This is a genomic window from Streptomyces sp. HNM0645 (assembly GCF_030056615.1).
In the GTDB taxonomy this organism is placed as follows: Bacteria; Actinomycetota; Actinomycetes; order Streptomycetales; family Streptomycetaceae; genus Streptomyces; species Streptomyces marianii.
This window is the reverse complement of sequence record NZ_JASHLT010000060.1, coordinates 13,977-38,239: the sequence shown is the minus strand read 5'-3', so window position 1 is coordinate 38,239 and position 24,263 is coordinate 13,977. Positions and strand designations below refer to the sequence as shown.

The window sequence follows — 24,263 nt, the reverse complement described above, 5'->3', positions numbered from 1 at the left end:
CGAGCGCCCTGGCCGGGCGCCGCGGCCGAGGGCCAGGCGCCCGGACGTGCGGCGGCACCACCACCGGAGCCGGGTGCCGCGGCACCCGGCCACGCGCCGGGGCGCGGTGCGGTGGACTCCTCGGCGGGAGCCGGGGACGGGTCCGTCCGGGATTGCGGGACCGCGGACCCGGCGGGCTCCTCCTCGACGGGCTGCCGGGGGGCCTGCACGGGCCTGGGCTCCGGGGTTTCGGGCCGGGCGGGCTGCTGGGCCGGCTCGGGCGGGGCGGGCTGCGGCGGGGCCGCTTGCGGCTGGGCCTGGTCGGGTGCCGCTCCCCCGCCCCGTACCGCCGCACGCGCGGCGGCGGGCCCACCACCCGGAACCATCGGCGCATGCGCCTCCGGCCCCGGTACGTAGCCCATCGCCGGCCCGGATCCCTGCGCCGTGAACGCGGCGGCACCGCGCTCCAGCCGGTCGAGCCTGGCCTGCAGGGACCGCTCGTCGTCGAAGGCCGCGGGCAGCAGCACCCGGGCGCAGATCAGCTCCAGCTGCAGCCGGGGCGAGGTGGCGCCCCGCATCTCCGTCAGCCCTGTGTTGACCAGGTCGGCGGCCCGGCTTAGCTCGGCGGCCCCGAACACCTGGGCCTGCGCCTGCATCCGCTCGACCACGTCCGCGGGCCCGTCGATGAGCCCCTTCTCGGCCGCGTCCGGCACCGCGGCGAGGATCACCAGGTCCCGCAGCCGCTCCAGCAGATCCGCGACGAAACGGCGCGGGTCGTTGCCGCTCTCGATCACCTGGTCGACGGCTTCGAACGCCGCGGCACCGTCGCCCGACGCGAAGGCGTCCACGACCGAGTCCAGCAGCGATCCGTCGGTGTAGCCCAGGAGGGCCGTCGCCATGGCATACGTCACACCGTCGTCCGCGGCGCCGGCCAGCAGCTGGTCCATGACCGACATCGAGTCGCGCACCGAACCCGCCCCGGCCCGCACGACCAGGGGGAGGACCCCGTCCTCGACGGGGATCCGCTCCCTGCCGCACACGTCTCCCAGATACTCCCTGAGAGTGCCGGGCGGCACGAGGCGGAACGGATAGTGGTGCGTGCGCGACCGGATCGTCCCGATGACCTTCTCGGGCTCGGTCGTCGCGAAGATGAACTTGAGGTGCTCCGGCGGCTCCTCGACCACCTTCAGCAGGGCGTTGAAGCCCGCCGAGGTGACCATGTGCGCCTCGTCGATGATGTAGATCTTGTAACGGCTGGACGCGGGCCCGAAGAACGCCTTCTCACGCAGCTCTCGGGCGTCGTCCACACCACCGTGCGACGCGGCGTCGATCTCGATGACGTCGATCGACCCGGGCCCGTTGCGCGCGAGGTCCCGGCAGGACTGGCACTCGCCGCAGGGGGTGGGAGTGGGACCCTGCTCACAGTTCAGACACCGCGCGAGGATGCGGGCACTGGTCGTCTTTCCGCATCCGCGCGGCCCGCTGAACAGGTACGCGTGATTGACCCGGTTGTTCCGCAGCGCCTGCTGCAGCGGGTCGGTGACATGCTCCTGCCCGATGACTTCGGCGAAGGACTCGGGTCGGTAGCGGCGGTACAGCGCAAGGGACGACACGCATACGAGGTTATCGGGGCGCACCGACAATCACGGCGGCCACCGGGGGACCGGGCGCCCGGGGCAGCGGGCAACGGGCGCAGCCGGGGGAGGATCCGCGACCGCACCGCCGGACCGGGGCCCGGACGGCGGACCGGATCCGGACCACGGACCGGGCCGGGATCCGGACGTCGCGCCCGACGGCGACGACCGCAAACGCAAGGGCCCCCCACGCACCCGCCAGAGCCGACCTACCCTTGCTGCCTTCCGGCCCTGGGGGAGTTCAGTCAGATAGCGCCACGTGAGGGGCTGCGCACAGACTACCCGATGGTGGGGGCGGGGAACGAGTTCGCGAGCACTCCTCCGCGTCATGTAATGTTTCCGGCGGAGGATTCGCCTAGAGGCCTAGGGCGCACGCTTGGAAAGCGTGTTGGGGGCAACCCCTCACGAGTTCGAATCTCGTATCCTCCGCCAGCTCAGAGGGCCGGATCGCGCAAGCGGTCCGGCCCTCTGGCGTTCGTCCGTCTCGGTTTCCGTCTCAGTCGGGTTTTCCACCGTCTCCGGGCGGCTCCCAGAGGGCTCGCCGACCTGCTGCGCGACCTTCCGCAGCAGCGTCCCGGTCACGTGCATGCACCAGGCCCGCATACGTGCCGCTCCCCCGGACTCCCAGCCCGTGATCGCGTCGACCACGACGTCCGGGACGCCGAGGATCAGAAGGACGGTCGCGGCGGTGTGGCGAGCGTCCTGGAGGCGGCCGTCCCGCACGCCCGCGTCCCGCAGCAGTCGCTTCCAGACGTGGACGTCGGTGTTCGGGCTGAGGGGCCCGACGGTCGGCGAGGCGAAGACGTATCCCTTGTCCTCCCAGTCTCTGCCGACCGCGATCCTCTCCGGCCGCGATCACGTGGTGTGCGACGGAGATCGGATCACGGTGAACGCGGAGCCGGTCGACGGACCGTGTGTGATGCGCGGCGAAGTGAACCCGGCAGCCGGCCGTACGACGTGCACGTGCCGAACGGGCGGTTCTTCCTGCCGGCGACCACCGGGGGAACTCGTACGACGCGCGGTTCTTCCTCGACGAGCAGTCGGGCAGCGTTGCGGCCTCCGGGGCACTCGGACGAGTGCAGAGGGGCTTCACCGCGCCGGCCGTGTCGGTGGTACTCGGGGCCTTCGGGATCGTGCTGACCCTGGTCGGGATCGGCCTGGGGATCGCGGGGTACGCGGCCGCTCGCGGCTGTGCCGCCGTGGTCCGCGGCCTGAGCCGGTGAGACGCCCTCGCCCGGATGAGGAGGGGCTCAGCCGGCCTCACGGGTCTTGGCCAGCCACTCCGGCGCCGGTTCGGCGTCGTCGCCGTACTCGTCGTGCCAGTTCCACCATTCGTACGGCGGGGTCTGGGGATAGCCCTCGGGCGAGTCCTCCCACGTCTCCTGCCGCCCGAGAGCGGTCATGTCGAGGTAGCTCCAGGTGCTCCCCAGCGCCTCGTCACCGCGGTTGTTGATGAAGTAGGTGCGGAACACGCTGTCGCCGTCGCGGATGAAAGCGTTCGTGCCGTGCCACTCGTCCACCCCGAAGTCGGCGTCGAAGTCGCCCGCGATCGTGTACCAGGGCATCGTCCAGCCCATCCGGGCCTTCACCCGCTCGATGTCCGGCTGCGGCGCACGCGAGACGAAGACGAGAGTCGTGTCGCGAGCGTTCAGATGAGCGAGGTCGCCGACGTGGTCGGCCACCATGGAGCAGCCGCGGCAGGCGTGGGCGGGCCAGCCGAAGACACCGGGCTCGAAGAAGGCGCGGTACACGACCAGCTGCCGGCGGCCCTCGAACAGGTCGGGCAGGCTCGCCTTGCCCTCCGGACCCTCGAATGCGTAGTCCTTCTCCACCGCCAGCCACGGCATCCTGCGGCGCTTGGCGGCCAGTTCGTCACGAGCTCGGGTCAACCGCTTCTCCTCGACGAGCAATTCCTGCCGCGCGGACTCCCACTCCTGCGCGGAGACGACCGGGGGCTGCTCCATGGCGACGTCCACCTTCCAGTTGGGTCCGGGCTCGCTCGGGGGTTGCCACCGGGATACGGCCGGATGCCACCTCCTGCGGCCGCGCCCTTCTCCAGGGTCGGTCGCCGGCACCGAGGGCGCACGCCGATGCACAAGATGCGAACATGCGAACGAAATGGAGTGGGCGCAATCCACGCATCGACGGGCTACGGGCTACGGGCTACGGGCTACGGGCCACGGGAGTCCTCCCGAGCCCCTGGACCGAGGGCTCGGGACCATGGCGCTACGAGTACTGCGGCTCCTGTTGAGGCTGTTCCTCAGCAGGCTGCTGCGGCTGCTCCTGCCGGTCGGGCTGCTGCGGCTGCTCCGCCGGGGGTGACTCGGGAAGCTGCTGCTCCGACTGTTCCGGCTGCTGTGGCTCGGTCGGCTCCTGCGGCGAGGGGGGCTGTGGCTGCTCGGGCGCGACCGGCTGGTCCTGTTCCTGCGGGGGCTGCTCCGGTTCCGTCTCGGGCGCCACGGGCTTCTCAGGCTCATCCGGCGATGGCGGCTCTTTCCAGTCCGGCGCCACGGGCTGTTCCTTCTTCTTGTCGTCCTTCTTCTTGTCGTCCTCCTTCTTCTTTTCCTCGTCCTTCTGCCGCTGGTCGTCCTTCTCCTCCTCGTCCTTCTTCTGCTTCTCCTTCTTCTGCTCCTCGTCCGACGGCTTGCCCGTCTCCTCGTCCTTGCGCGACGGGTCATCCTCCTTCTGCTGCTCGTCTCCCTTCTCCTTCTCCTTCTTCTCGTCCTTGCCCTTCTCCTTCTTCTTCTCGTCCTTGCCCTTCTCCTTGTCCTCGTCCGTCCCACCGTCCTGCGTGTCCTGGTCCTCCCCCTCGGGCTCACCTTCCGGGAACACGTCCGAGGAGTCCTTCGAAGGCTCGGGCAGAACCGGGAATGCCGCGTCCGGCGGCTGGCCCTTCGGAGCGGGAATCCGGTGGTCGCTCCGGCCCCGGGCGTCTCCGCTCGGGCGCTCGAACCATGCCTTGGCTTCCGGATCGAACATCGTGACGGCCTTCATCGGCTTGGGCGCCGGGACGACCGCGACGACGGTGGACGAGCGGAAGGACGCCCACTTCTTGCCCGAGTACTTCTGCTCGCCCTGGACCGCGACGGCAGGGGCGAGCGGGTTGCCGCACGCGCAGCGCACGCGCGGGACGCCGCGGTCGTCGACGAGCACTGCCGTACCGGCCTGAAGGACCGCCTGGTACTCGGTGGCGCTGCCGTCCCGGTATCCGTGATTGGTGACCCGCGTGTCCCAGGTCAGCCGAACCGGCGTCAGCGACCGCAGGTAGGCGGGCACTTCGGCCTTCTGGATGCGCAGGGCGCCCGCGAAGGCGCTGCCCTTGTTCTCGTTCTCCACGAGATACGTGATCTGTTTCTCGACATCGCAGCTCGCGACGTTCTGCGTGCCTCCGTACAGACCGGGATGCGCGCCGTTCACGGCGACGGTGCGTGAGCCGATCCTCGACGTGTCGGAACCGGACGGGGCCTCGGCGTCCCGGGTGTCCGTGGCGACAGACGGGGTGAACGGGTCACGACCGGCCGCCGAGGCGGTCTGGAGGAAGATCTCCCCGCCCGGCTGGGATCCCCCGCCCATGACGGAGAACGCGAGGATCACCGCCAACGCCACCACGACGGCCGTGCCGGCACTCACCAGCGTGAGCCGGCTCCGCCGCCAGAGCGGCGGTTTTCCGTGGCCCGGGCCCGGCTCACCGGATCCGCCCGCGGCGGGCGGCTCCTGCGGGGGGCCGGGCGGGGGCGGGGGGCCGGGCGGGGGCTGTTCCCGCTCGTCGGAGGACCGGCCGGTCAGCGGACCGGACGGGGGGCCCGTGGGGCGTGTGGGGCGCTCGGACGGAGGAAGCTCTGACGTCACGGCACTCTCCCCAGGATCGGGGACATCGGGGAAATGACGGTGGTCCTCATTTGCTCTCCCTCTCGTCATTATGGGCTTCTGGTCCGGGAATTGTGGATCTTGGAAATTTCCCCTGCACCTGTCATCCGGCAGTGCAAGCGGCGCGTTCGATGCGGAAGGACGGTGCTCTCCGCCGACCCGGTCCCAGGAAAGCCCGGTCGCCGCATGCACGTCATGCCGCTGCATTTCGGGACTTGACAGGTCAGGGCGCCCGGTTATGGGCGTGCACACATGCCTTCGGCCTCTGCCCTGAACGGGTCGGAGGCCGAGGAGGAGGCCGACAGGAGAAGAGGGAGGGAAAAGGCGGGTCGTGGCGTCACATCGTGATCACGACCTTGCCGCGCGCCCCGCTCTCCCTGAGGTACCGGATGGCCTCGGGCAGCTCACTCAGCCGATAGGCCCTGTCGACGACCGGGGTGACGCTGCCGGCCTCGATCAGCTCCTTCAGCGATTCCAGGCCCTAGACCCGCTCCGCCGAGAACAGCCCGCACAGCCGCTGCCGTACGAACGGGGACAGCAGCAGCGCCCGCAGCACCCGGTCCGTGCCGCCGAGCCAGCGCCCCCGCCCTCCCCGCCGACGAGGACCGGCGTTCCCCAGGGTCAGCGCCCGCCGGAGCCGTAGGTGTCGTGTGCGACGGCCTTCACGTGCTTCCCCCTTCACCCCCGCTGCCGGGTTCGCCGGCCGGGTACTGAAAGACCTGCTCGATCGGAATTCCGAACACATGGGCGATTCGGAACGCCATCTCGAGCGAGGGCGAGTACCGGCCCTTCTCGATGGCGATGACGGTCTGGCGGGTCACCCCGATCCGGTCGGCCAGCCCCGCCTGGGTCATCTCCCCGTGCGCGAAGCGGAGGGAGCGGATCGAGTTCGTGACGCGGGTGGGTTTCACCACGGCTGGAAGCCCCACCGGTAGCCGGTCCTCGCCACGGAGCCGAGGACCGCGGACAGGACGAAGGCCGGGCAGACGGTGTTGGCGATCCAGAAGTGGTCCGCCTCGGCCATGGCCAGGACGAGGGCGGCGACCCCGCCCAGAACGACGAAGGACTGGCCGGTGAGTTCGCCGAACCCGGCGATCTCCCGGTCGCGCTCGCCCTTGGGGCCGGCCTCCCCGGGCGAGGCCGGCGCGATCGCGACGTGGAGCGCGATGGCCACCGCGATGGCCGTGCCCACGCTCCGGAGCGGTGCGGACGCGTAGGGCGCTGCGGCCGGCGCGGCTCCGTCAGCCCGTCCGAGAACCACGGCGAGGTAGGTCGCGTACGCGGCGATCGCAGCCACCCCCATGTTCCGGGCACGTTTCTCCTCGAACGCCGTACCCCCTCCCCCTTGTGAAAGAAACCTGACACGGCGAGGGTCAAGCCGCACGCACACCGAGTCAAGAATTCTTTACCTCTGGCCGTCGAGCCGACCTCCGCGACCGACCGCCGACCCGCCCGTGGCCGACCCACCTGCCGCCACCGCCCATCGATGCCGGCGCCGGCCGCAGCGAGCGCCTCGACCGCGCGTCCACCCCACCCGGGTCGTCGCGGTTCCGCGAACCCCCAACCCATTCCGTGACATCCGTCACGCCGAATTCGACACTAGGGCGGCGGAATAGTAGAAAGCCCGGGACTGGACAAATGAGACTTGTCCACTTTGAGCGAGACATGTCCCGCGGCCGTCATGGGGCTATTCGACCGGCTCGCCGGTTCCGCCCGTTTGTGGGTTACCCAGGGGTTTCTGACGGGTCAGCAGAAGCGCGCGCCGGCCCGGAATCGGGGCCAGCACGCATGGGAGCCCATTTCAAGAGGCGTCCCGCCCTACGAGCCGAGGTAGTAACGGCGCTCATTGCTCACGCCCCGCGGCGCTTCTAACAATGGCGGCCCGCAAAGGCGTCTCCGCAGCTCAGCACAGGACCAGTGCCGGGTCGACCGTTCCCCGGGGGCGCTCCGCGAAAACCGAGTGAGGTCATGCATGAGGAAGCACCGCAGAACGACGCACTACCGGAAGATAACGATCGCCGCCGTCGCCCTGGGCGCCGTGGCCGTGCCTTCCGTCGCCATGGCCTGTATGGACCAGCCTGACGGTCAGAACCGCCCGGAAAGCCGGGACAGCCGGTCCTGGGGGAACTGGAAGAACGCCTCGTCGGGGAATCCCTGGCAGCAGGGCGGCTGGGACTGGAAGAAGAAGTACGGCGGTGAGCCCGGCGGCGCCGAGCAGCCCGGCTCGGAGCCGGGTGCGGCCGAGCCCGGTGGTTCCGCCCCGGCCGAGCCGGCGCCGCAGGCTCCCGCACCCGCCAAGCCCGCGGCGCCGAAGCCCACCGCCTCCCCGAGCGCGCCCGCGTCCTCCGCTCCCGCCTCCGGCGCCGTGGCGCGCGTCGTGCAGCTCGTCAACAGCGAGCGCAGCAAGGCCGGATGCTCCCCGGTGACGGTCAACGCGAAGCTGACCAAGGCCGCCCAGGACCACAGCCAGGACATGGCCTCCCACCGCAACATGTCCCACACTGGCTCCGACGGCTCGGACCCGGGCACCCGGATCTCCCGTGCCGGGTACAACTGGAGCACGTACGGCGAGAACGTCGCCTACGGCTACGAGACGCCCGAGAAGGTCATGGCGGGCTGGATGTCCAGCCCGGGCCACAAGAAGAACATCCTGAACTGCGAGTTCAAGGAGATCGGCGTCGGCCTCGCACAGCCCGGGAACTACTGGACCCAGGACTTCGGCACCGCTCGCTGACCATGACCGCGGCCGTTCGCCGCCCCCGCGAACGGACCCCCACCGCGGCCTGCGAAAGGGCCCCTGGAAACCGCCCCCGGCGGTCCAGGGGCCTTCGCCGTACCCGTACCCGGCCCGGGGTCGGCGGAGGGCGGAGGGCGGGCGCCGGCGGTGAGCGGCAGCGGGGGAACGGCAGGGGAGAGCCGAGGGGCGAGGTCATGAAGTATCTGGTGATGGTCCAGGGCTCGCAGACCGGCTACGAGGCGATGGCCGGCGGGCCTCCTTCCACGGCCCCGCATGGAGGCCGTCAACGACGGCCTGGCGGAGTCCGGGGGGCCGGTGGACGCGCAGGGGCTCATCTGCTGGAGCGGGCCGGTGACACCGCCGCCGCGCGCGGCGCCTACCGGCGAGCCGCCTCGCGTACCCTCAGCGCCCCCGAGACGCGCTGTCCGCGGATACGGGCGGCCCGGCTGCGCGAGGAGGGCGGCACGGGAGGGGACACGGCCTGACGCGTCGTCGTACGGAACGCGGACGGGCCACGGCCGAGGAACGTGGCATCGGCGGGTCTGTCCGGACGCGGGGACGGAGGGCCCGGCGGAGACGCGACGCCGACGCGGACGCGCGGGGACAGACGCGGGCGTCCCGGGCCGGGAACGTGCGACGCGCGTTCCGGAGGCGGTTCCCGGCGGCCGCCGCGGGAAGTCCTGCCGGACCTCTGGTCTTTCATGTGACCCACCAGTACCTTACCGCCGGTAATCCCCTGTCTCCCTCCTGTCCCACACCCCAGGAGCGCACCGTGAAGACAGCACTTCCCCCGACCCTGACCGGTCTCGCCGTCGCCCTCGTGGTCACCGCCGCCTCCGCCCCGGCGGCCGCGGTCCCGGTGTCCCCGGCGCCGGCCGCGGCGACCACGACCACCGCCGCCTCCGGCACCGGCGGCCTGCGCGAGGTGCTGTTCGTCGGCAACAACTGGGACGGCACCGCCGACGTCCTCGAGGCCTCCGGGTCCCTCGCCAGGATCGGCCGGATCAACGTGATCCCGGACAAGGACCAGCGGATGCTGGAGATCTACCTCAACCCGGTGAAGCTCGCCTACTTCCTCGGCATCCGGATGTCCGTCGGCGAGGGGCACGACCAGTTCGTCGACGACATGTACTCGACGCCGGACGGGTCGGCCGTCGTGGTGTCCCGCCCGAGCTTCGCCGACGTCGTCTCCGTCGACGTGGCCACCGGCAAGCTCAACTGGCGCTTCCCGGTGTCGGGTCACCGCTCCGACCACATGGCCGTCTCCCCGGACGGAGCCCGTGTCGCGGTCTCCGCGTCGACGTCCAACACCGTGCACGTCCTCGACATCCGGACCGGCCGGGAGACGGGCTCGTTCACCACCGGAGACAAGCCGCACGAGAACGTCTTCACCGACGGCGGCAAGCGGATCTGGAACAGCGCGATCGGCGAGGTCAACACCGCGCTGGACGACCCCTTCTGGGACTTCACCAAGGGCGACCGCAAGATCACCGTCGTCGACGCCGAGACCTACCGCACGGTGAAGGTCGTCGACATGCGTCAGCGGCTGGACGACTTCGGCCGCAAGGACCTCTCGGACGCGGTCCGGCCCGTGGCCTTCACCCCCGACGAGTCGAAACTCTACTTCCAGGTGTCGTTCTTCAACGGCTTCCTGGAGTACGACGTCGCCGCCGACCGCATCACCCGCGGGAAGACCCTCCCGAAGAATCCGGCGACCAGCGAGGACCGCACCACCTGGGTCAACGACTCCCGCCACCACGGGATCTCGATGAGCCCCGCGGGCGACAAGATCTGCGTGGCCGGGACGATGGACGACTACGCCACGGTCGTCGACCGGGCCACCCTCGAGGAGGGCCCGCTGATCACGGCCTCGAAGCCGTACTGGGCCACGGTGAGCGGGGACGGGAAGTCCTGTGTGGTCTCCGAGAGCGGATCGGACTCGGTCACCGCGATCGACTTCGCCACCGGCCGCAAGGTGGCGAGCGTGCCGGTCGGGGACCATCCCCAGCGCGTACGACTCGGCAAGGTGGCGGCGGACTGGACGGGCCCGTCGCCCGCGCGCGGGTAGTCCCCCGGCCGCCGCGGCGCGGGACGGCGGGACCTCGGACCACGGCGCGGCCGGCACCCGGGCAAATGGGTGGCGGCGGCTCCGGCTCCGCGAGCTGCGCGAAGGGATCGCGACGGAGGGCCCGTTCGCGGCCCGGACGACGCGCTTCCCGATCGAGGCGCGGAAGCCGGGCTGACGGCACCCGCCGGGATCCGCCGACAGGCCCCGCGAAGCCCCGAAGGGCCGCGTCGGGGGTGCGTCGCGTTCGCGCGGGAGGGATCATCGGGGAATGAGTCCCGAGATCCACCTCGCCCAGCAGCCCGAGGCCGACGAGCTGCTCGGGCGCAGCCCGCTCGCCCTGATGATCGGCATGCTGCTGGACCAGCAGGTCCCGATGGAATGGGCCTTCACGGGCCCCTTCACGATCGCCGAGCGCCTCGGAGGGGACGATCTCGACGCCCACGAGATCGCCGCCCAGGACCCCGAGGCGTTCGCCGCGCTGCTGTCGCGGAAGCCCGCGGTGCACCGCTATCCGGGGTCGATGGCGAAACGGATCCACCAGCTGTGCCAGTACCTGGTGGACGAGTACGACGGCGACCCGACGGCGCTGTGGAAGGACGCTCCGCCGGGCAAGGAGGTGCTCGGCCGGCTCCTCGCCCTGCCCGGCTTCGGCAAGCAGAAGGCCCAGATCTTCCTGGCCCTGCTGGGCAAGCAGTACGGGGTGACGCCGGAGGGCTGGCGGGAGGCCGCGGGGCCGTACGGCGAGGAGCGCGCCTACCGCTCGGCCGCGGACATCACCGGTCCGGAGTCGCTGGCCAAGGTCCGTGCGCACAAGCAGGAGCTGAAGCGCGCGGCGGAGGCGGCCAAATGACTCATAAGTACGCCCGAAGACGTACCAGTTGATGTCAAAGTCGCTAAATATCACGTGAGTTGCGGCACATGTGTTCACAGAACACGTCAGAGATCGCTAGCTTCCCCTCAACCTCGTTCGCACCGGGAAGGACCTCTGTGAACGCAACCCATCGCAGAGCAGTGGCCACCGTGGCCGCAGCCGCACTCGCGACCCCGCTCCTGCTGGCATCCGCCTCGCCCGCAACCGCTCACCGGCACGACCCCGCCGAGAGAGCGGCGAAGGAAGCGGCCAAGCTCTCCAAGAAGCTGGTCCGCAAGTCGTCCGCCAAGGACGCCTTCAAGCACTTGCAGAAGTTCCAGCAGATAGCCGACAGCACCGGCGGTCACCGCGCCGCCGGTTCGCTGGGTTACGACGCCTCCGCCGCGTACGTCTACCAGCAGCTGAAGAAGGCCGGGTACGAAGTCTCGTACCAGAACTTCGACTTCATCTACACCGAGACCCAGGCCGAGAAGCTTTCGGTGGTCTCCCCCGCGCCGCGCGACATCGCGATATCGGCGATGACGTACACCAAGTCGACCCCCGTGGGCGGTGTGAAGGCCGATCTGGCCGCCGTCCCCGTCGACGCCGACGGCACCACGGGCTGCGAGCCCGCGGACTTCGCCTCCGGGACCTTCACCGGCAAGGTGGCGCTGATCAAGCGCGGCGGCTGCACGTTCGCCGCCAAGCAGGAGAACGCGGCCGCCGCCGGTGCCATCGGCGCGGTCATCTACAACAACACCGAGGGAGGCCTCTCCGGCACCCTCGGCGCCCCAGAGTCCGGGAAGATCCCGACCGGCGGCATCACCCAGGCCGAGGGCACCAAGCTCGCCGAGGACCTGGCCAAGGGCCCCGTGAGCATCGACTTCGAGATCCGCCAGCTCCAGGAGAAGCGGACCACTCGCAACGTCATCGCGGAGACGCGGCACGGGAACGCCGCCAACACCGTGATGCTGGGCTCCCACCTCGACTCCGTGACCGCCGGCCCCGGCATCAACGACAACGGCTCCGGCTCGGCCGGACTGCTCGAGGTCGCACTGGAGCTCGCCAAGGCGGAGAAGCGGCCCGCCAACAAGCTGCGGTTCGCCTGGTGGGGCGCCGAGGAGAACGGTCTGCTGGGCTCCGAGCACTACGTCGCGAACCTGAGCGACCTGGGCAAGAAGGAGATCAAGCTCTACCTGAACTTCGACATGATCGCATCCCCGAACTACGGCCTGTTCGTGTACGACGGCGACGACTCCGACGGTGTCGGCGCGCCGGCCGGTCCGGCGGGCTCGGCCCAGCTGGAGCGCGACATCAACGAGTTCATGGACCGCGTCGGCGCGCCCCACGAGGGCACGGACTTCACGGGCCGTTCCGACTACGGCCCGTTCGTCGAGGCCGGCATCCCGTCCGGCGGCACCTTCACCGGCGCCGAGGGCATCAAGTCCGCTGCGCAGGCCGAGAAGTTCGGCGGCACGGCGGGCGTCGCGTACGACGCGTGCTACCACGCCAAGTGCGACGACATCAAGAACGTCAACATGAAGGCGTTCGACGTCAACATCGACGTCATCGCCAACGCCGCCGGCACGTACGCGCACGACCTGAGCTCGCTGCGCAAGCCGGTCGCCACCGTCCCGACGGACGGCGACACGGGCAGCGGCGGCGGTCTGCACGACGACCACGAGGTCACCGAGTAGCAGCGGGGACCGCGCTCCCCGGACCCGTCCCGTGCGAACCGCGGGACGGGTCCTCGCTCCCGACGCCGGCGGCGCTCACCGAAGCCCCGCCGGCGTCCGCCTGCCGGGTCCGCCGGCCCACCGCGCCGCGGGTCGCCGACCGGGCCCATCAGCGACCGGGGCGCCCGCAACCGCGTCGCCGCGGCGGCGGTCGGCGCGCCCGGCTCGCTCAGGACGGTGACGACCGCCTCCCCGTGCCCGGCGCGGTGGGGACCTCCTCACAGGTCGTCGGGGCGGTCCGGGAACGTCCACACCGTCGCCTGCAGCGTCTTGGCGCCGTCCGGGGTGAAGGCCCGCAGGGGGCTGGGATCCGGAACGAGCGCCCCGGGCAGGCACCGGCCGTCGTGGAGCAGGGCGCCCGGTTCGGGGGCGGCCCGGAAAGGGCGCGAGCCGGAGACGGTCTTTCGCGCCTCGGCGGAGAGATCCGCCACCCCGGACGGGCCCGCGGACGAGATCGGTTGCCCGGCCCCAGTCATGACACGGCCCCTACTTCCTGGTTTGCGAGGCTTTCGCGGGGTTTTTGCTCAGCATCCCACCGGCGCTGCCTGGCTGCGCCGACCGCCGCTCGCCCGGTAGGCTTTCCGTGTGATCTTCAAGCGCATCGGAAACGGGCGGCCGTATCCCGACCACGGCCGGGAGAGCACCCGGCAGTGGGCGGATGTCGCGCCGCGCCCGGTCCGCCTCGATCAGCTCGTGACCACCAAGGGCCAGCTGGACCTCGAGACCCTCCTCGCCGAGGACTCGACCTTCTACGGCGACCTCTTCGCGCATGTCGTGAAGTGGCAGGGCGACCTCTACCTCGAGGACGGGCTGCACCGCGCCGTGCGCGCGGCACTCCAGCAGCGCCAGGTGCTGCACGCCCGCGTGCTCGAACTGGACTGACCCGGGTCGCCCGCCGCGGGCGACCCGGCCGGCCGCACCTCGTGCCCCCGTCGGGCGCAGCCTCGCGACCCGTAAGGCGCAGCTTCGCGTCCAAACGGACGCAAGCAGATGATCGTTAAGTAGGCATAGCCACCGGACCGCATTACGCTGCGCCCATGAGCATGCTCACTCCCCCAGGCATGGGCGGAAAGTACCGCATCACGGGCAACGCCTATCCACGTATGCGCCGCCCCCGTCGCCGCCGCAAGGTCGTGCTCGCAGTCGTCGCAGCCGTGGCCGTCATCGGCCTCGGCGGGTGGGGAACGCTGCAGCTCATCGACGCCTTCTCGGACGACGCCAAGAAGACCGGCGCCAAGAGCCGGGCCGCGGCGTGCAAGCCCCGGTCCGCGCCGTCCGCAGCGCCGACACCGCCGAGGCCGGCCCAGATCACCGTCAACGTCTACAACGCCACGCCGCGCACCGGACTGGCCAAGGCGACCGCCGACGAGCTGCAGAAGCGCGGCTTCAACATCGGCAAGGTGGGCAACGCCCCGGCGGAGTACGACAAGAAGGTGCCCGGCGCCGGACTGCTGCTGGGCGCACCGGGCGCCTACGAAGGGTCGTTCGGCGTGCTGGGCACGCAGCTCGCCGGCGCCCAGGTGAAGGCCGACGCCCGCACCTCCGCGGACGTCGATCTGATCATCGGCACGGCCTTCAAGACGCTGAACACCAAACCCGTCGCGGACAGGGCGCTGGCCGCGCTGGCCAATCCCGAGCCCGCGCCGGGCGAGTGCGGCTGAACGCCTCGCTCCCCCGCGGCCGTACGGTCCGCCGCACGCCTCGTGCGCCCGCTCCGGGGAGCGCGAGGGCCGGCGCCGGGAGTCCCGGCGGTCCGGGGCCCGGGCGGCGAGCTACTCGGCCGCGCCGTACATCCGGTCGCCCGCGTCGCCCAGGCCCGGAACGATGTAGCCGTGCTCGTTGAGCCGCTCATCGACGGAGGCCGTCACGACCGTCACCGGCGTGCCCGCGAGTTCGCGCTCCATCACCTCGACGCCCTCCGGCGCCGCCAGCAGCACGACCGCCGTCACATCGTCGGCACCGCGCTTGATCAGCTCCTGGATCGCCGCGACCAGAGTGCCGCCCGTGGCCAGCATGGGGTCGAGGACGTACACCTGGCGGCCGGAGAGGTCCTCCGGCATGCGCGTCGCGTACGTCGACGCCTCCAGGGTCTCCTCGTTGCGGATCATGCCGAGGAAGCCCACCTCGGCGGTCGGCAGCAGCCGCACCATGCCGTCGAGCATGCCGAGGCCGGCCCGCAGGATCGGCACCACCAGGGGCCGCGGACGGGAGAGTTTCACTCCCGTGGTCGCCGACACCGGCGTCTCGATGTCGATCTGCTCGGTGCGCACATCACGCGTGGCCTCGTAGGCGAGCAGGGTCACCAGCTCGTCGGCGAGGCGCCGGAAGGTGGGGGAGTCGGTGCGCCGGTCGCGCAGGGTGGTGAGTTTGTGCGCCACCAGGGGGTGGTCGACGACGTGGATCCGCATGACCCCAACAGTAGCCGGGGCTGGCGTGGCCGCGGCCTCCGGCGGGAAGGTGGGACATAGCCTTCCAGCGCCGAGGTGGTGTGGCCGATGCCGGAGCGGGATCAGCAGGACCGGGAGCAGCGGCGGGAACCGCGGCAGGAACAGGAGGAGACCGACGCCGAGCGCAGGCGCCGGCGTGCCCAGTTCCTCCGCGAACTCCACGAGGCCAAGGCCTTGCGCGACCGCGTCCAGCCCCGGCGTGCCCGGGCGGCGCGGATGCGCCAGGCGATGCGCATGCGCTCCTTCCGCTGGTGAGCCTCGGTGTCCCCTGGACGGACCCCTGCACCTCCGTTCGGCGGGTCTTCTCCCTGAACGCGTGCACGACGCAACGCCGGAAGACCTCTCGCGAAGCCGCTGTTTCTGCCACGATTCCGAGTGGGCGGGGCACGAGCAGCGCTCCGCCGGTCGTCACAACTCTGATCAGTGGGAGAGTCACGGTGTACTTCGCCGCACTGCTCGCGCGCACCGAAGACGGGTGGGTAGCGAGCGACACAGAGCTCGACGATGTGGAGACCCTGTCGGATCTGGCCGACCTGGCCCGCGATGCCTCGGTGAACGAGGACACGGTGCTCGCCTTCATCGAGCAGGAGGACACATGGTTCGGCATCGTCCGGGTCGACGGCGAGGACGATCCTCGTGTCTTCGTCTCGGACGCTGCCTCGGCAGCACGCTCCTCCTACGGGGCGATGCTCACGGACGAGCTGCTCGGCACGGACGAGGAGGATGACGAGCTGGACTCGCTCGACCTCGACGGCACGGAGGACGGCGAACCGGAGGCCGAGGAGGACACGGCCGACGACTCCGACGCGGTCCCGGTCGGACCGCTCGGCGACTCCGATCTGCTCGCCGACCTCGGGATGTCCGCCAAGGAGCTGTCTGCGCTCACCTCGGACGCCCTGACCGAGATCGCCGACACCCTCGGCGCCTCCGAGATGCTGGAGGCCGTCCGCTAGTGACGGACCCCGTCAGGGCGCCGTGGGAGGCGTCCATGCGGCTCGCGCTCGACGAGGCCGCACGTGCGCCGCTGGCCGGGGACGTCCCGGTCGGCGCCGTCGTGCTGGCCGAGGACGGCACGGTCCTGGCGGCCGGCCACAACGAACGCGAGCTGACCGGCGACCCCACCGGGCACGCCGAGGTCCTGGCGCTCCGGCGGGCGGCCGCGGTGCGCGGGAGCTGGCGGCTGACCGGCTGCACGCTCGTCGTCACGCTGGAGCCGTGCACGATGTGCGCGGGCGCCCTGGTGCTGTCCAGGGTGGACCGGGTGGTCTACGGCGCCCGCGATGAGAAGGCGGGTGCGGCGGGCTCGCTCTGGGACGTCGTACGGGACCGGCGGCTCAACCACCGCCCGGAGGTGATCCACGGAGTGTTGGAGGCCGAGTGCGCACAGCAGCTCACGGCGTTCTTCCGGGGCCCTCGCGGGGATGCCGGGGAGGGGCTGCGGGACGGCCTTCCCGGCCGCTGATCGATATCGATTTCAGAGCACGGCCCACCTTGGGCTAAGCTCTCTCCCGGTAGCGTGTCCGAGCGGCCGAAGGAGCTCGCCTCGAAAGCGAGTGTGGCGCAAGTCACCGAGGGTTCAAATCCCTCCGCTACCGCTCCTGTGAAGGGCCCCGTCGCTTGTTCTAGCCCGGGGCCCTTCATCGTGTACGCGTGCGCCCCGCGTACGGGCGCCCGGACGCGGGCGGCCCCACGGCGCGGGCACGGCGCACGCAGGGGGAGGCCCCGGCCGTTCGGGGGATCGGGCCGGGGCTTCCGTCCGGTCGAGGGGAGCCGGGGTCGAGGACCCACCGCTTCCCCCGAGGGCAACGCGCCCGCCGGCCCGGCACCGCCGCCGGGGAGGAGCACGCGGCTCGCGGACCCGCAGCGGGACACGGTTCCCCCACCCATCGGATTCCTGCCGGATCCTCCGGGTTCACCCCCGATACCGCTGGTGGGGAGGCCCTCCCCGGCCGGAGGGAGGACCCCGGCGGCAGGGTCCTCGGTCCCTGAACGCTCGGTTAGACTCACGCGTCCGCACAGGGGCCGCAGGGGAGGCAGGGACCAGTGGTGCAAACGAAGAAGATCGCTCTCTATGTGGTCGTCGTCTTCGTGCTGTACACGATCATCAATTCGCCGGCCCGGGCCGCCGAGCTCGTCCAGGTGGGCTTCGAGGGCATATCGAGTGCCGCGCAGGGCGTCGGCGAGTTCATGACGGAGCTCGTCGACTAGGTCCCCCGGACGTGGTGCCCCACCCGGACGCAGCCGGTCGGCGGTGCGAGGTGTCACCACGCGGGTGATCACCGAACGCGACCACCGAGCCGCCCGCCCGCCCACGCCCTCCAGCCCCCACCGTAGAGGTGCGGGGCTTTCTTCACTTATGCACCAACCTGCCCTCAACACGGTGCCATGGAGTGCTTGAACACAGTGGACCTGTGTTGTGATGCTATGACCGCTTTTGATGGATGAGTTGACCCGGCGTTGACGCCTGGGGTTGACGCCGTTCGACCCGTGAAGGGGTGGCGTGACCGTGCCGGCCAGTACTGCGCCTCAAGTGCCACCCCAGAACGAGAGCGAGGGCCGGGCCAAGCAGAGCCGGGGCGCGGACACCAGGGCGCTGACCCAGGTGCTCTTCGCCCAACTGAAGGACCTGGAGCCCGGCACACCCGAGCACACCCGAGTCCGGGCCGCGCTCATCGAGGCGAACCTGCCTCTGGTCAGGTACGCGGCGGCACGTTTCCGCAGCCGCAACGAGCCGATGGAGGACGTGGTCCAGGTCGGCACAATCGGCCTGATCAACGCGATCGACCGCTTCGACCCCGAGCGGGGCGTGCAGTTCCCGACGTTCGCGATGCCCACCGTGGTCGGCGAGATCAAACGATACTTCCGCGACAACGTGCGGACCGTGCACGTGCCGCGCCGACTGCACGAGCTGTGGGTACAGGTCAACGGCGCCACGGAGGACCTGACGACGGCACACGGGCGGTCCCCGACGACGGCCGAGATCGCGGAGCGGCTGAAGATCTCCGAGGACGAGGTCCTCGCCTGCATCGAGGCGGGCCGGTCGTACCACGCGACGTCACTGGAGGCCGCGCAGGAGGGCGACGGACTGCCCGGGCTGCTGGACCGGCTGGGCTACGAGGACCCCGCGCTCGCCGGGGTCGAACACCGCGACCTCGTACGCCATCTCCTCGTACAACTGCCCGAGCGCGAACAGCGGATCCTACTGCTGCGCTACTACAGCAATCTGACGCAGTCCCAGATCAGCGCCGAACTGGGGGTCTCTCAGATGCATGTGTCAAGGCTCCTCGCCCGCAGCTTCGCACGACTGAGATCCGCAAACAGGATCGAAGCGTAACCGAATCGGGTAGACCCCCTTTCGGCCCATTTCGAGCGACATGAAAGCCGCATACCCCCTTTTTCCTGCGCTCATCTGACGCTCCGTTGTCGACATGTCACTACAGCGTGTTGCCGACATGTGACATTCTGCGGAAACCGCGTTTGCCGCGGCCCCGCCTCCGGTATTCAGGTGGAGGCTGCGTTCCTCCGATGGTCGTGGCCGACGCGACCGTCCGCGACCTCCAGGGGGTGGCATGTCCGCAGAACAGGGCAGCTCGAAGGTGCTCACGCTCACGCAGAGCGCTCCCTCGCCCGACGCGCTCCCGGCGCCCGACCCGGTGTCCGCACCCATGTCCGCACCCATGTCCGTGAACGTGGCCGTGGATCTGCCGACCGAGGCCCCCGAAGCCCTCGACACCCGCACGCTCTCGCGCTCGCTCTTCCTGCGGCTGGCCACGCTCGATCAGGACAGCCCCGAACGCACGTACGTGCGCGACACCCTCATCGAGCTCAACCTGCCGCTGGTGCGCTACGCGGCAGCCCGCTTCCGCAGCCGCAACGAGCCGATGGAGGACATCGTCCAGGTCGGCACGATCGGCCTCATCAAGGCCATCGACCGCTTCGACTGCGAACGGGGCGTGGAGTTCCCGACGTTCGCCATGCCGACCGTCGTCGGTGAGATCAAGCGCTTCTTCCGGGACACGAGTTGGTCGGTGCGGGTTCCACGGCGGCTCCAGGAACTGCGCCTCGCGCTGACGAAGGCGAGCGACGAGCTGGCCCAGAAGCTGGACCGCTCCCCGACGGTGCCCGAACTCGCGGCGGCACTGGGCGTGTCGGAGGAGGACGTGGTCGACGGCCTCGCCGTGGGCAACGCGTACACGGCGTCCTCGCTGGACTCCCCGTCACCGGAGGACGACGGCGGCGAGGGCTCCCTCGCGGACCGGCTCGGCTACGAGGACGGTGCACTGGAGGGCGTCGAGTACCGCGAGTCCCTGAAGCCGCTGCTGGCCAAACTCCCGCCGCGCGAGCGACAGATCATCATGCTGCGCTTCTTCGCCAACATGACGCAGTCGCAGATCGGTGAGGAGGTCGGCATCTCCCAGATGCACGTCTCCCGGCTGCTCACACGGACGTTGGCGCAGTTGCGCGAGGGTCTGATCGCCGACTGACGCCGCCCGGCCGGTCGCACGCCTCCACGGCGTGCCGAACGGCCGGGTATCACTTCCCGGCGCGGGGTTCCGTTGTGACGGGTCGTCAGACAAACTGGGCCGATGCGGCGGCGACGGGTCGGATACGGGCTGGCAGGGGTCGCACTCTGTCTCGGCGGGGTACTCGCCGCCTCCGGGGCCGACGGTCGGCACGACGGGTACGCCGCTGTCGGAGCCGGCGGGAACGGGCCGGAAGGCGCCGTGCCGCCGTCCGGGGACGTCGTACTCGTACCCCTCGACGGCGGTTCTCCCACCCGGCCTCCCGGTGCGGCACCGGGACCGGGTGGCGGATCCACCGGGCGGCCGGCCCCGAGTGCGGGCGCGCCGCTTGCGGGGGCGGCACCGGACGCCTCGGACGGCCCCGCCACGCCCGGGGCATCGGGAGAACGGCCTGCGGAGGAAGGATCGGGCGAGGACTCAGGGCCTGGGCCGTCGGAACCGGGGACCTCTCCCCCGACCCCGGGCACCAACCCGCCGGTCCCCCCGCCGCCGGAACCGCCGCCTTCGCCGCCGGGGCCGGCCGTACTGGTGGTCGCGGAGGTGCGGAGGGCGCCCGCGGACAGGCGGTGGTGCGAGGACGTCACCGTGGAGCTCCGCAACACCGGCGGCTCAGCGGTGCGTTCGGGCACCGTCGTGTTCGGCACGCACATCATCGGAGCGCTCGGCGTCGACTGGGCGACGATCGAATCGGCCCAGGCGCTGCCGACGCCCATCGCCGCGGGCACGGCCAGGACGACGACGTACCGGGTGTGTGTGGACTCCTGGCGCGTGCCGCTGGGCATGCGTGTGGAGACGCAGGACGTACGCACGGAACACCCGTCCTGAGCGGCCGGACCTCGTGGAGGTCCGTTCCGGGGGAATCAGCCGAGCGCGAGCCAGACGACCGCGCCGACGATCGCGACGGCCGCCACGATGCCGACGATCAGCCCGACCCGCGGACCGGCCGTCGCGGGCGCCGCTGCAGCGCGGCGGCCCTGCTGCGGACCGCCCTCGTCGACGAAGGCGCGGAACATCTGCGTGCTGCCCGCGGGGTCGTAGCCCTCGGGACCCTGGGGCGCTTGGGGGTTGTGTGCCATGGGTCAGGACCCTAGCGAACGCGGGTGACCCGCCCAACCCCCGGTCGGCCGCCCTGCGGCATACCCGCACGTCGTCCGCACGTTGCCCGCCGAAACGGCCGGACCATGACCTCGCGCATGCAAAGGCTTTGGTGTTCCTTTACCCCGAAGAACCCCTTTTCATTTGCCTGCAGCAACCAACCGCTTTATGGTTGCCCTAAGCAACAAGATGGGGGTGCATCCGTGGCCGAACGGAGTCAGTACGAGGAGCTGGCCCGCCAGATCAGCGCCATGGGCGCCGTGAAGAGGAGCGTCGCGCGCCTGCTGCCCGCGGAGTGCCCGTCCGGGTCCGCCGCCGTGCTGGCCCTCCTCGACCGGTACGGGGAGATGCGGATCAGCCGGCTCGCGGAGCTCCTCGCCGTCGACATGTCCGTCACCAGCCGCCATGTGGCACACGTCGCCGGACGCGGCTGGATAGAACGGTCACCCGACCCGTGCGACGGTCGCTCGCGCATCCTGCGGCTCACCCCCGCGGGGGTGGCCCAGCTCGACGACCTCGGCCGGCGCACGACCGATCTGTTCGCCCACCACCTCGAGGACTGGTCCGACGACGACGTCGGACGGCTCAACGCGCTGCTGGCCCGCCTCCGCGAATCCGTCGGGGACCGCCGGACCGCCCGCACACCTACGTAAGAGACAAGGAAGTACATGGCTACGACCACACCTACCGGTGTGCGGGGCGGCCACGCCAGACATGGGGGGACCTCTGCCTCCGAGGACGGCGCGCCGATGACGCACCGGCAGATCATGGAGGCGCTGTCCGGGCTGCTGCTCGGCATGTTCGTCGCCATCCTGTCCTCGACCATCGTCTCCAACGCCCTGCCCGAGATCATCAACGACCTGGGCGGCGGCCAGTCCGCCTACACGTGGGTGGTCACGGCGGCCCTGCTGGCGATGACCGCGACCACCCCGCTCTGGGGCAAGCTCGCCGACCTCTTCAGCAAGAAGCTGCTGGTCCAGATAGCCCTGATCATCTATGTGGCGGGCTCGGTGGTCGCCGGGCTCGCGCAGAACACCGGCACGCTCATCGCCTGCCGCGTGGTGCAGGGCGTCGGCGTAGGTGGCCTCACCGCCCTGGCACAGGTGATCATGGCCGCGATGATCTCCCCACGGGAGCGCGGCCGCTACAGCGGCTACCTCGGCGCGACGTTCGCCGTCGCAACGGTCGGCGGCCCGCTGATCGGCGGCGTCATCACCGACACCGAGTGGCTCGGCTGGCGCTGGTGCTTCTACGTCGGTGTGCCGTTCGCGCTCATCGCGCTGCTCGTGCTGCAGAAGACCCTCAAGCTTCCCGTGGTGAAGCGGGACGTCAAGGTCGACTGGGCGGGCGCCCTCTTCATCAGCGCCGCGGTCTTGCTGCTGCTGATCTGGGTCACCTTCGCAGGTGACAAGTACGCGTGGCTGTCCTGGCAGACGTACGCCATGACCGGTGGCGCGGTGGCCCTGGGCCTGGTCTTCCTGGTCGTCGAGTCCCGGGCGGGCGACCCGATCGTCCCGCTGCGGCTGTTCCGCAACCGGACCATCACGCTGGCCTCCCTCGCATCGCTCTTCGTGGGTGTCGCGATGTTCGCCGGCACGGTCTTCTTCAGCCAGTACTTCCAGCTGGCCAGGGGCGAGTCGCCCACGATGTCCGGCGTCATGACCATCCCGATGATCGCGGGTCTGTTCGTCTCCTCGACGGTCAGCGGCCTGATCATCACCAAGACCGGCAGGTGGAAGGCATGGCTGGTCAGCGGCGGTGTCCTGGTCACCGGTGGCCTCGGCCTGCTGGGCCTGATCCGCTACGACACCGAGTACTGGCGCATCGCCGTCTTCATGGCCGTGATGGGCCTCGGCCTCGGCATGATGATGCAGAACCTGGTGCTGTGCACCCAGAACCAGGTGGCCCCGCAGGACCTGGGCGCGGCCTCGTCGGTCGTCACCTTCTTCCGGTCGCTGGGCGGGGCCGTCGGTGTCTCCGCACTGGGCGCGGTGCTCGCCAGCCGCGTCACCCACTACGTCGAGGACGGCCTCGCCGAACTCGGCCCGCGCGGCGCGTCGATGGGCCACGGCGGCACCGGCGGCGGGGGCATCCCCGACCTGGACGCGCTTCCCGGCCCGTTCCGCACCGTGATCGAGAGCGCGTACGGGCACGGTGTCGCGGACGTGTTCCTGTACTCGGCCCCGTTCGCGCTGCTGGCGTTCCTGGTGACCCTGTTCATCAAGGAGGTGGCGCTCAAGGGCGCCTCGGCCGCCGCCCCGGACGCGGCCTCACGGAACACCGGTGACGCCGCCCCCGAGTCGACGCCCGTCGCCACGGCCGGCGGGACCTCCGTGCACGGGGTGGTGCGCGGCTCGGAGGGCGCGCCCGTCGGACGGGCCGCCGTCACACTGATCTCGCCTGCGGGCCGCCAGCTGGGCCGCGCGGTGGCGCAGGCGGACGGCTCGTACGCCTTGGACGCGCCGGGCTCCGGCCCGTACGTCCTGATCACCTCGGCCGACGGTTTCCAGCCGCAGGCGTCCACGGTGGTCGTCGGGGACGAGCCCCTGGCCCACGACATCCTCCTCGCCGGTACGAGCGGGCTGAACGGCGCCGTGGTCGCGGCCGAGGGTGGCGCGGCGGTCGCGGGTGCCATGGTCGTCGTCACGGATGTGCGGGGAGATGTGCTGGCCACCGGCGCCTCCGGCCCGGACGGGGGCTTCGCCTTCACCGAGCTGGTGCCGGGCGGGATGACCGTCGCCGTGAGCGCCCCCGGCTTCCGGCCGCTGGCCCTCCCCGTGGAGATCGGCGGCCAGGGCGTCACCCGGCTCGAGGTGGCCCTGCGCGCGGGCGCCGTGGTCCGCGGCACCGTCCGGGCCGGGGACGCCGGGATCCCGCTGACCGACGCCCGGGTGACGCTCGTCGACGCGGCGGGGAACGTGGTCGCGACCGCGACCACCGCCGACGACGGCGCGTATGCCTTCGCCGACCTCGACCCGGGCGAGTACACGGTCATCGCGACCGGCTACCCGCCGGTGGCGCGCACGGTCACCGTGACCGGCGGCGGTGTGGACGGCCACGACATCGCACTCGCCCACGCGGGCGAGTGATCGGACCCCCGGGCGGCGCTCCCAGCGGAGGCGGCGCCCGGGGCCGGGGCGGCGGGCAGGGGACGGCCGGCCGCCCCGGCGACTTCCTCCGGATGTCCGGCGAGGAGACGGGTGACGTGGTGGGACCGCACGCACGGGTCAGGACACCGGAGGGTCAACCAGGGCCGGTGTTCCCGGTGCTCCCGGTGTTCCCGGTGTTCCCGGTGCGCTCCACCATCGCCTCGATGCCCGCGATGAC

At 71.1% G+C, this 24,263-nt stretch carries 24 protein-coding genes, 2 tRNA genes, 1 other RNA gene and 2 pseudogenes; 18 read left to right on the top strand and 11 right to left on the bottom strand.

The window, feature by feature from the left end:
- The coding region (locus QMZ92_RS31400) for a DNA polymerase III subunit gamma and tau (protein WP_283300956.1) at positions 1-1,592 on the bottom strand (1,592 nt) is incomplete at its 3' end.
- A 197-nt stretch (positions 1,593-1,789) separates the two neighbouring features.
- Positions 1,790-1,884: signal recognition particle sRNA small type (ffs, locus tag QMZ92_RS31395), an RNA gene on the bottom strand.
- Positions 1,885-1,957: 73 nt separating this feature from the next.
- Here ffs and QMZ92_RS31390 point away from each other — a divergent pair.
- A tRNA-Ser gene (locus QMZ92_RS31390) sits at positions 1,958-2,045 on the top strand.
- On the opposite strand, the pseudogene QMZ92_RS31385 reads toward QMZ92_RS31390, so the two are convergent.
- From QMZ92_RS31385 to QMZ92_RS31365, 6 genes and pseudogenes are all read right to left on the bottom strand, one after another.
- A pseudogene (locus QMZ92_RS31385) lies at positions 2,016-2,459 on the bottom strand (tyrosine-type recombinase/integrase); the annotation flags it as partial. The gene QMZ92_RS31390 and the pseudogene QMZ92_RS31385 sit on opposite strands and share 30 nt — an antisense overlap.
- A gap of 404 nt (positions 2,460-2,863) precedes the next feature.
- The gene (locus QMZ92_RS31380; protein WP_283300955.1) at positions 2,864-3,577 is read right to left on the bottom strand and encodes a DUF899 domain-containing protein; all 714 of its coding nucleotides are present in this window, start codon (positions 3,575-3,577) and stop codon (positions 2,864-2,866) included.
- Positions 3,578-3,839: 262 nt separating this feature from the next.
- Positions 3,840-5,243: a DUF6777 domain-containing protein gene (locus QMZ92_RS31375; RefSeq protein ID WP_283300954.1), complete on the bottom strand. Its 1,404-nt coding sequence runs from the start codon at positions 5,241-5,243 to the stop codon at positions 3,840-3,842.
- 574 nt (positions 5,244-5,817) lie between these two features.
- On the bottom strand, positions 5,818-5,949 hold the full coding sequence (locus QMZ92_RS36595) for a zinc-binding dehydrogenase (RefSeq protein ID WP_502962176.1): 132 nt from the start codon (positions 5,947-5,949) through the stop codon (positions 5,818-5,820).
- Between the two features lie 193 nt (positions 5,950-6,142).
- A complete protein-coding gene (locus QMZ92_RS31370; RefSeq protein WP_283300953.1) occupies positions 6,143-6,394 on the bottom strand; it encodes a helix-turn-helix transcriptional regulator in 252 nt (83 codons plus the stop codon).
- The gene (locus QMZ92_RS31365; protein WP_283300952.1) at positions 6,388-6,783 is read right to left on the bottom strand and encodes a hypothetical protein; all 396 of its coding nucleotides are present in this window, start codon (positions 6,781-6,783) and stop codon (positions 6,388-6,390) included. The genes QMZ92_RS31370 and QMZ92_RS31365 overlap by 7 nt, the downstream gene beginning before the upstream one ends.
- A 669-nt stretch (positions 6,784-7,452) precedes the next feature.
- Here QMZ92_RS31365 and QMZ92_RS31360 point away from each other — a divergent pair.
- The 5 genes from QMZ92_RS31360 (at position 7,453) to QMZ92_RS31335 (ending at position 12,832) form a co-directional block, all read left to right on the top strand.
- Positions 7,453-8,214 carry a CAP domain-containing protein gene (locus tag QMZ92_RS31360; RefSeq protein WP_283300951.1) on the top strand — a complete coding sequence of 254 codons (762 nt, stop codon included), beginning with the start codon at positions 7,453-7,455 and terminating at the stop codon, positions 8,212-8,214.
- Positions 8,215-8,411: 197 nt separating this feature from the next.
- Complete coding sequence (locus QMZ92_RS31355) at positions 8,412-8,702, top strand: hypothetical protein (protein ID WP_283300960.1); 291 nt, start codon at positions 8,412-8,414, stop codon at positions 8,700-8,702.
- A gap of 287 nt (positions 8,703-8,989) precedes the next feature.
- A complete protein-coding gene (locus tag QMZ92_RS31350; protein WP_283300950.1) occupies positions 8,990-10,285 on the top strand; it encodes a YncE family protein in 1,296 nt (431 codons plus the stop codon).
- A gap of 268 nt (positions 10,286-10,553) precedes the next feature.
- Positions 10,554-11,135 (top strand): HhH-GPD-type base excision DNA repair protein, encoded by a 582-nt coding sequence (locus QMZ92_RS31340; protein WP_283300949.1) that lies wholly within the window; start codon positions 10,554-10,556, stop codon positions 11,133-11,135.
- Between the two features lie 161 nt (positions 11,136-11,296).
- Entirely contained in the window at positions 11,297-12,832 is a 1,536-nt protein-coding gene (locus tag QMZ92_RS31335) for a M28 family metallopeptidase (protein ID WP_283300959.1), read from the top strand.
- Positions 12,833-12,963: 131 nt separating this feature from the next.
- Here QMZ92_RS31335 and QMZ92_RS31330 read toward each other — a convergent pair.
- Positions 12,964-13,170 (bottom strand): annotated as a pseudogene (locus tag QMZ92_RS31330) (helicase HerA-like domain-containing protein); the annotation flags it as partial.
- 286 nt (positions 13,171-13,456) lie between these two features.
- Between QMZ92_RS31330 and QMZ92_RS31325 the strand changes: the two are divergent.
- Positions 13,457-13,753, top strand: a complete 297-nt coding sequence (locus QMZ92_RS31325; protein ID WP_003999914.1) for a type II toxin-antitoxin system VapB family antitoxin — start codon at positions 13,457-13,459, stop codon at positions 13,751-13,753.
- A 155-nt stretch (positions 13,754-13,908) separates the two neighbouring features.
- Positions 13,909-14,532 carry a LytR C-terminal domain-containing protein gene (locus tag QMZ92_RS31320; protein WP_283300948.1) on the top strand — a complete coding sequence of 208 codons (624 nt, stop codon included), beginning with the start codon at positions 13,909-13,911 and terminating at the stop codon, positions 14,530-14,532.
- Between the two features lie 111 nt (positions 14,533-14,643).
- Here QMZ92_RS31320 and upp read toward each other — a convergent pair whose 3' ends face one another.
- Positions 14,644-15,279 (bottom strand): uracil phosphoribosyltransferase, encoded by a 636-nt coding sequence (gene upp / locus QMZ92_RS31315; RefSeq protein WP_138054321.1) that lies wholly within the window; start codon positions 15,277-15,279, stop codon positions 14,644-14,646.
- An 87-nt stretch (positions 15,280-15,366) separates the two neighbouring features.
- Between upp and QMZ92_RS31310 the strand changes: the two genes are divergently transcribed.
- The 8 genes from QMZ92_RS31310 to QMZ92_RS31275 all read left to right on the top strand — a co-directional run bounded on the left by QMZ92_RS31310 (position 15,367) and on the right by QMZ92_RS31275 (position 20,666).
- Complete coding sequence (locus QMZ92_RS31310; protein WP_283300947.1) at positions 15,367-15,573, top strand: hypothetical protein; 207 nt, start codon at positions 15,367-15,369, stop codon at positions 15,571-15,573.
- A 182-nt stretch (positions 15,574-15,755) separates the two neighbouring features.
- Positions 15,756-16,271, top strand: coding sequence for a tRNA adenosine deaminase-associated protein (locus QMZ92_RS31305; protein WP_283300946.1), 516 nt, complete (start codon positions 15,756-15,758; stop codon positions 16,269-16,271).
- 35 nt (positions 16,272-16,306) lie between these two features.
- Positions 16,307-16,780 (top strand): tRNA adenosine(34) deaminase TadA, encoded by a 474-nt coding sequence (gene tadA, locus QMZ92_RS31300; RefSeq protein WP_283300957.1) that lies wholly within the window; start codon positions 16,307-16,309, stop codon positions 16,778-16,780.
- A 48-nt stretch (positions 16,781-16,828) separates the two neighbouring features.
- A tRNA-Ser gene (locus QMZ92_RS31295) sits at positions 16,829-16,913 on the top strand.
- A gap of 448 nt (positions 16,914-17,361) precedes the next feature.
- Positions 17,362-17,526, top strand: coding sequence for a hypothetical protein (locus QMZ92_RS31290; protein WP_283300945.1), 165 nt, complete (start codon positions 17,362-17,364; stop codon positions 17,524-17,526).
- Between the two features lie 298 nt (positions 17,527-17,824).
- Entirely contained in the window at positions 17,825-18,652 is an 828-nt protein-coding gene (locus QMZ92_RS31285) for an RNA polymerase sigma factor SigF (RefSeq protein WP_502962175.1), read from the top strand.
- 235 nt (positions 18,653-18,887) lie between these two features.
- Positions 18,888-19,802: an RNA polymerase sigma factor SigF gene (locus QMZ92_RS31280; protein ID WP_283300943.1), complete on the top strand. Its 915-nt coding sequence runs from the start codon at positions 18,888-18,890 to the stop codon at positions 19,800-19,802.
- Positions 19,803-20,426: 624 nt separating this feature from the next.
- Positions 20,427-20,666, top strand: a complete 240-nt coding sequence (locus tag QMZ92_RS31275) for a hypothetical protein (protein WP_283300942.1) — start codon at positions 20,427-20,429, stop codon at positions 20,664-20,666.
- A gap of 35 nt (positions 20,667-20,701) precedes the next feature.
- Here QMZ92_RS31275 and QMZ92_RS31270 read toward each other — a convergent pair whose 3' ends face one another.
- Positions 20,702-20,917 carry a hypothetical protein gene (locus QMZ92_RS31270; RefSeq protein ID WP_283300941.1) on the bottom strand — a complete coding sequence of 72 codons (216 nt, stop codon included), beginning with the start codon at positions 20,915-20,917 and terminating at the stop codon, positions 20,702-20,704.
- Positions 20,918-21,139: 222 nt separating this feature from the next.
- On the opposite strand from QMZ92_RS31270, the gene QMZ92_RS31265 reads away from it, so the two are divergent.
- Together QMZ92_RS31265 and QMZ92_RS31260 are read left to right on the top strand one after the other, a co-directional pair.
- Positions 21,140-21,589 (top strand): MarR family winged helix-turn-helix transcriptional regulator, encoded by a 450-nt coding sequence (locus QMZ92_RS31265; RefSeq protein ID WP_283300940.1) that lies wholly within the window; start codon positions 21,140-21,142, stop codon positions 21,587-21,589.
- A 96-nt stretch (positions 21,590-21,685) separates the two neighbouring features.
- Positions 21,686-24,025: an MFS transporter gene (locus QMZ92_RS31260; protein WP_502962174.1), complete on the top strand. Its 2,340-nt coding sequence runs from the start codon at positions 21,686-21,688 to the stop codon at positions 24,023-24,025.
- The last annotated feature ends 238 nt before the right edge of the window (positions 24,026-24,263 follow it).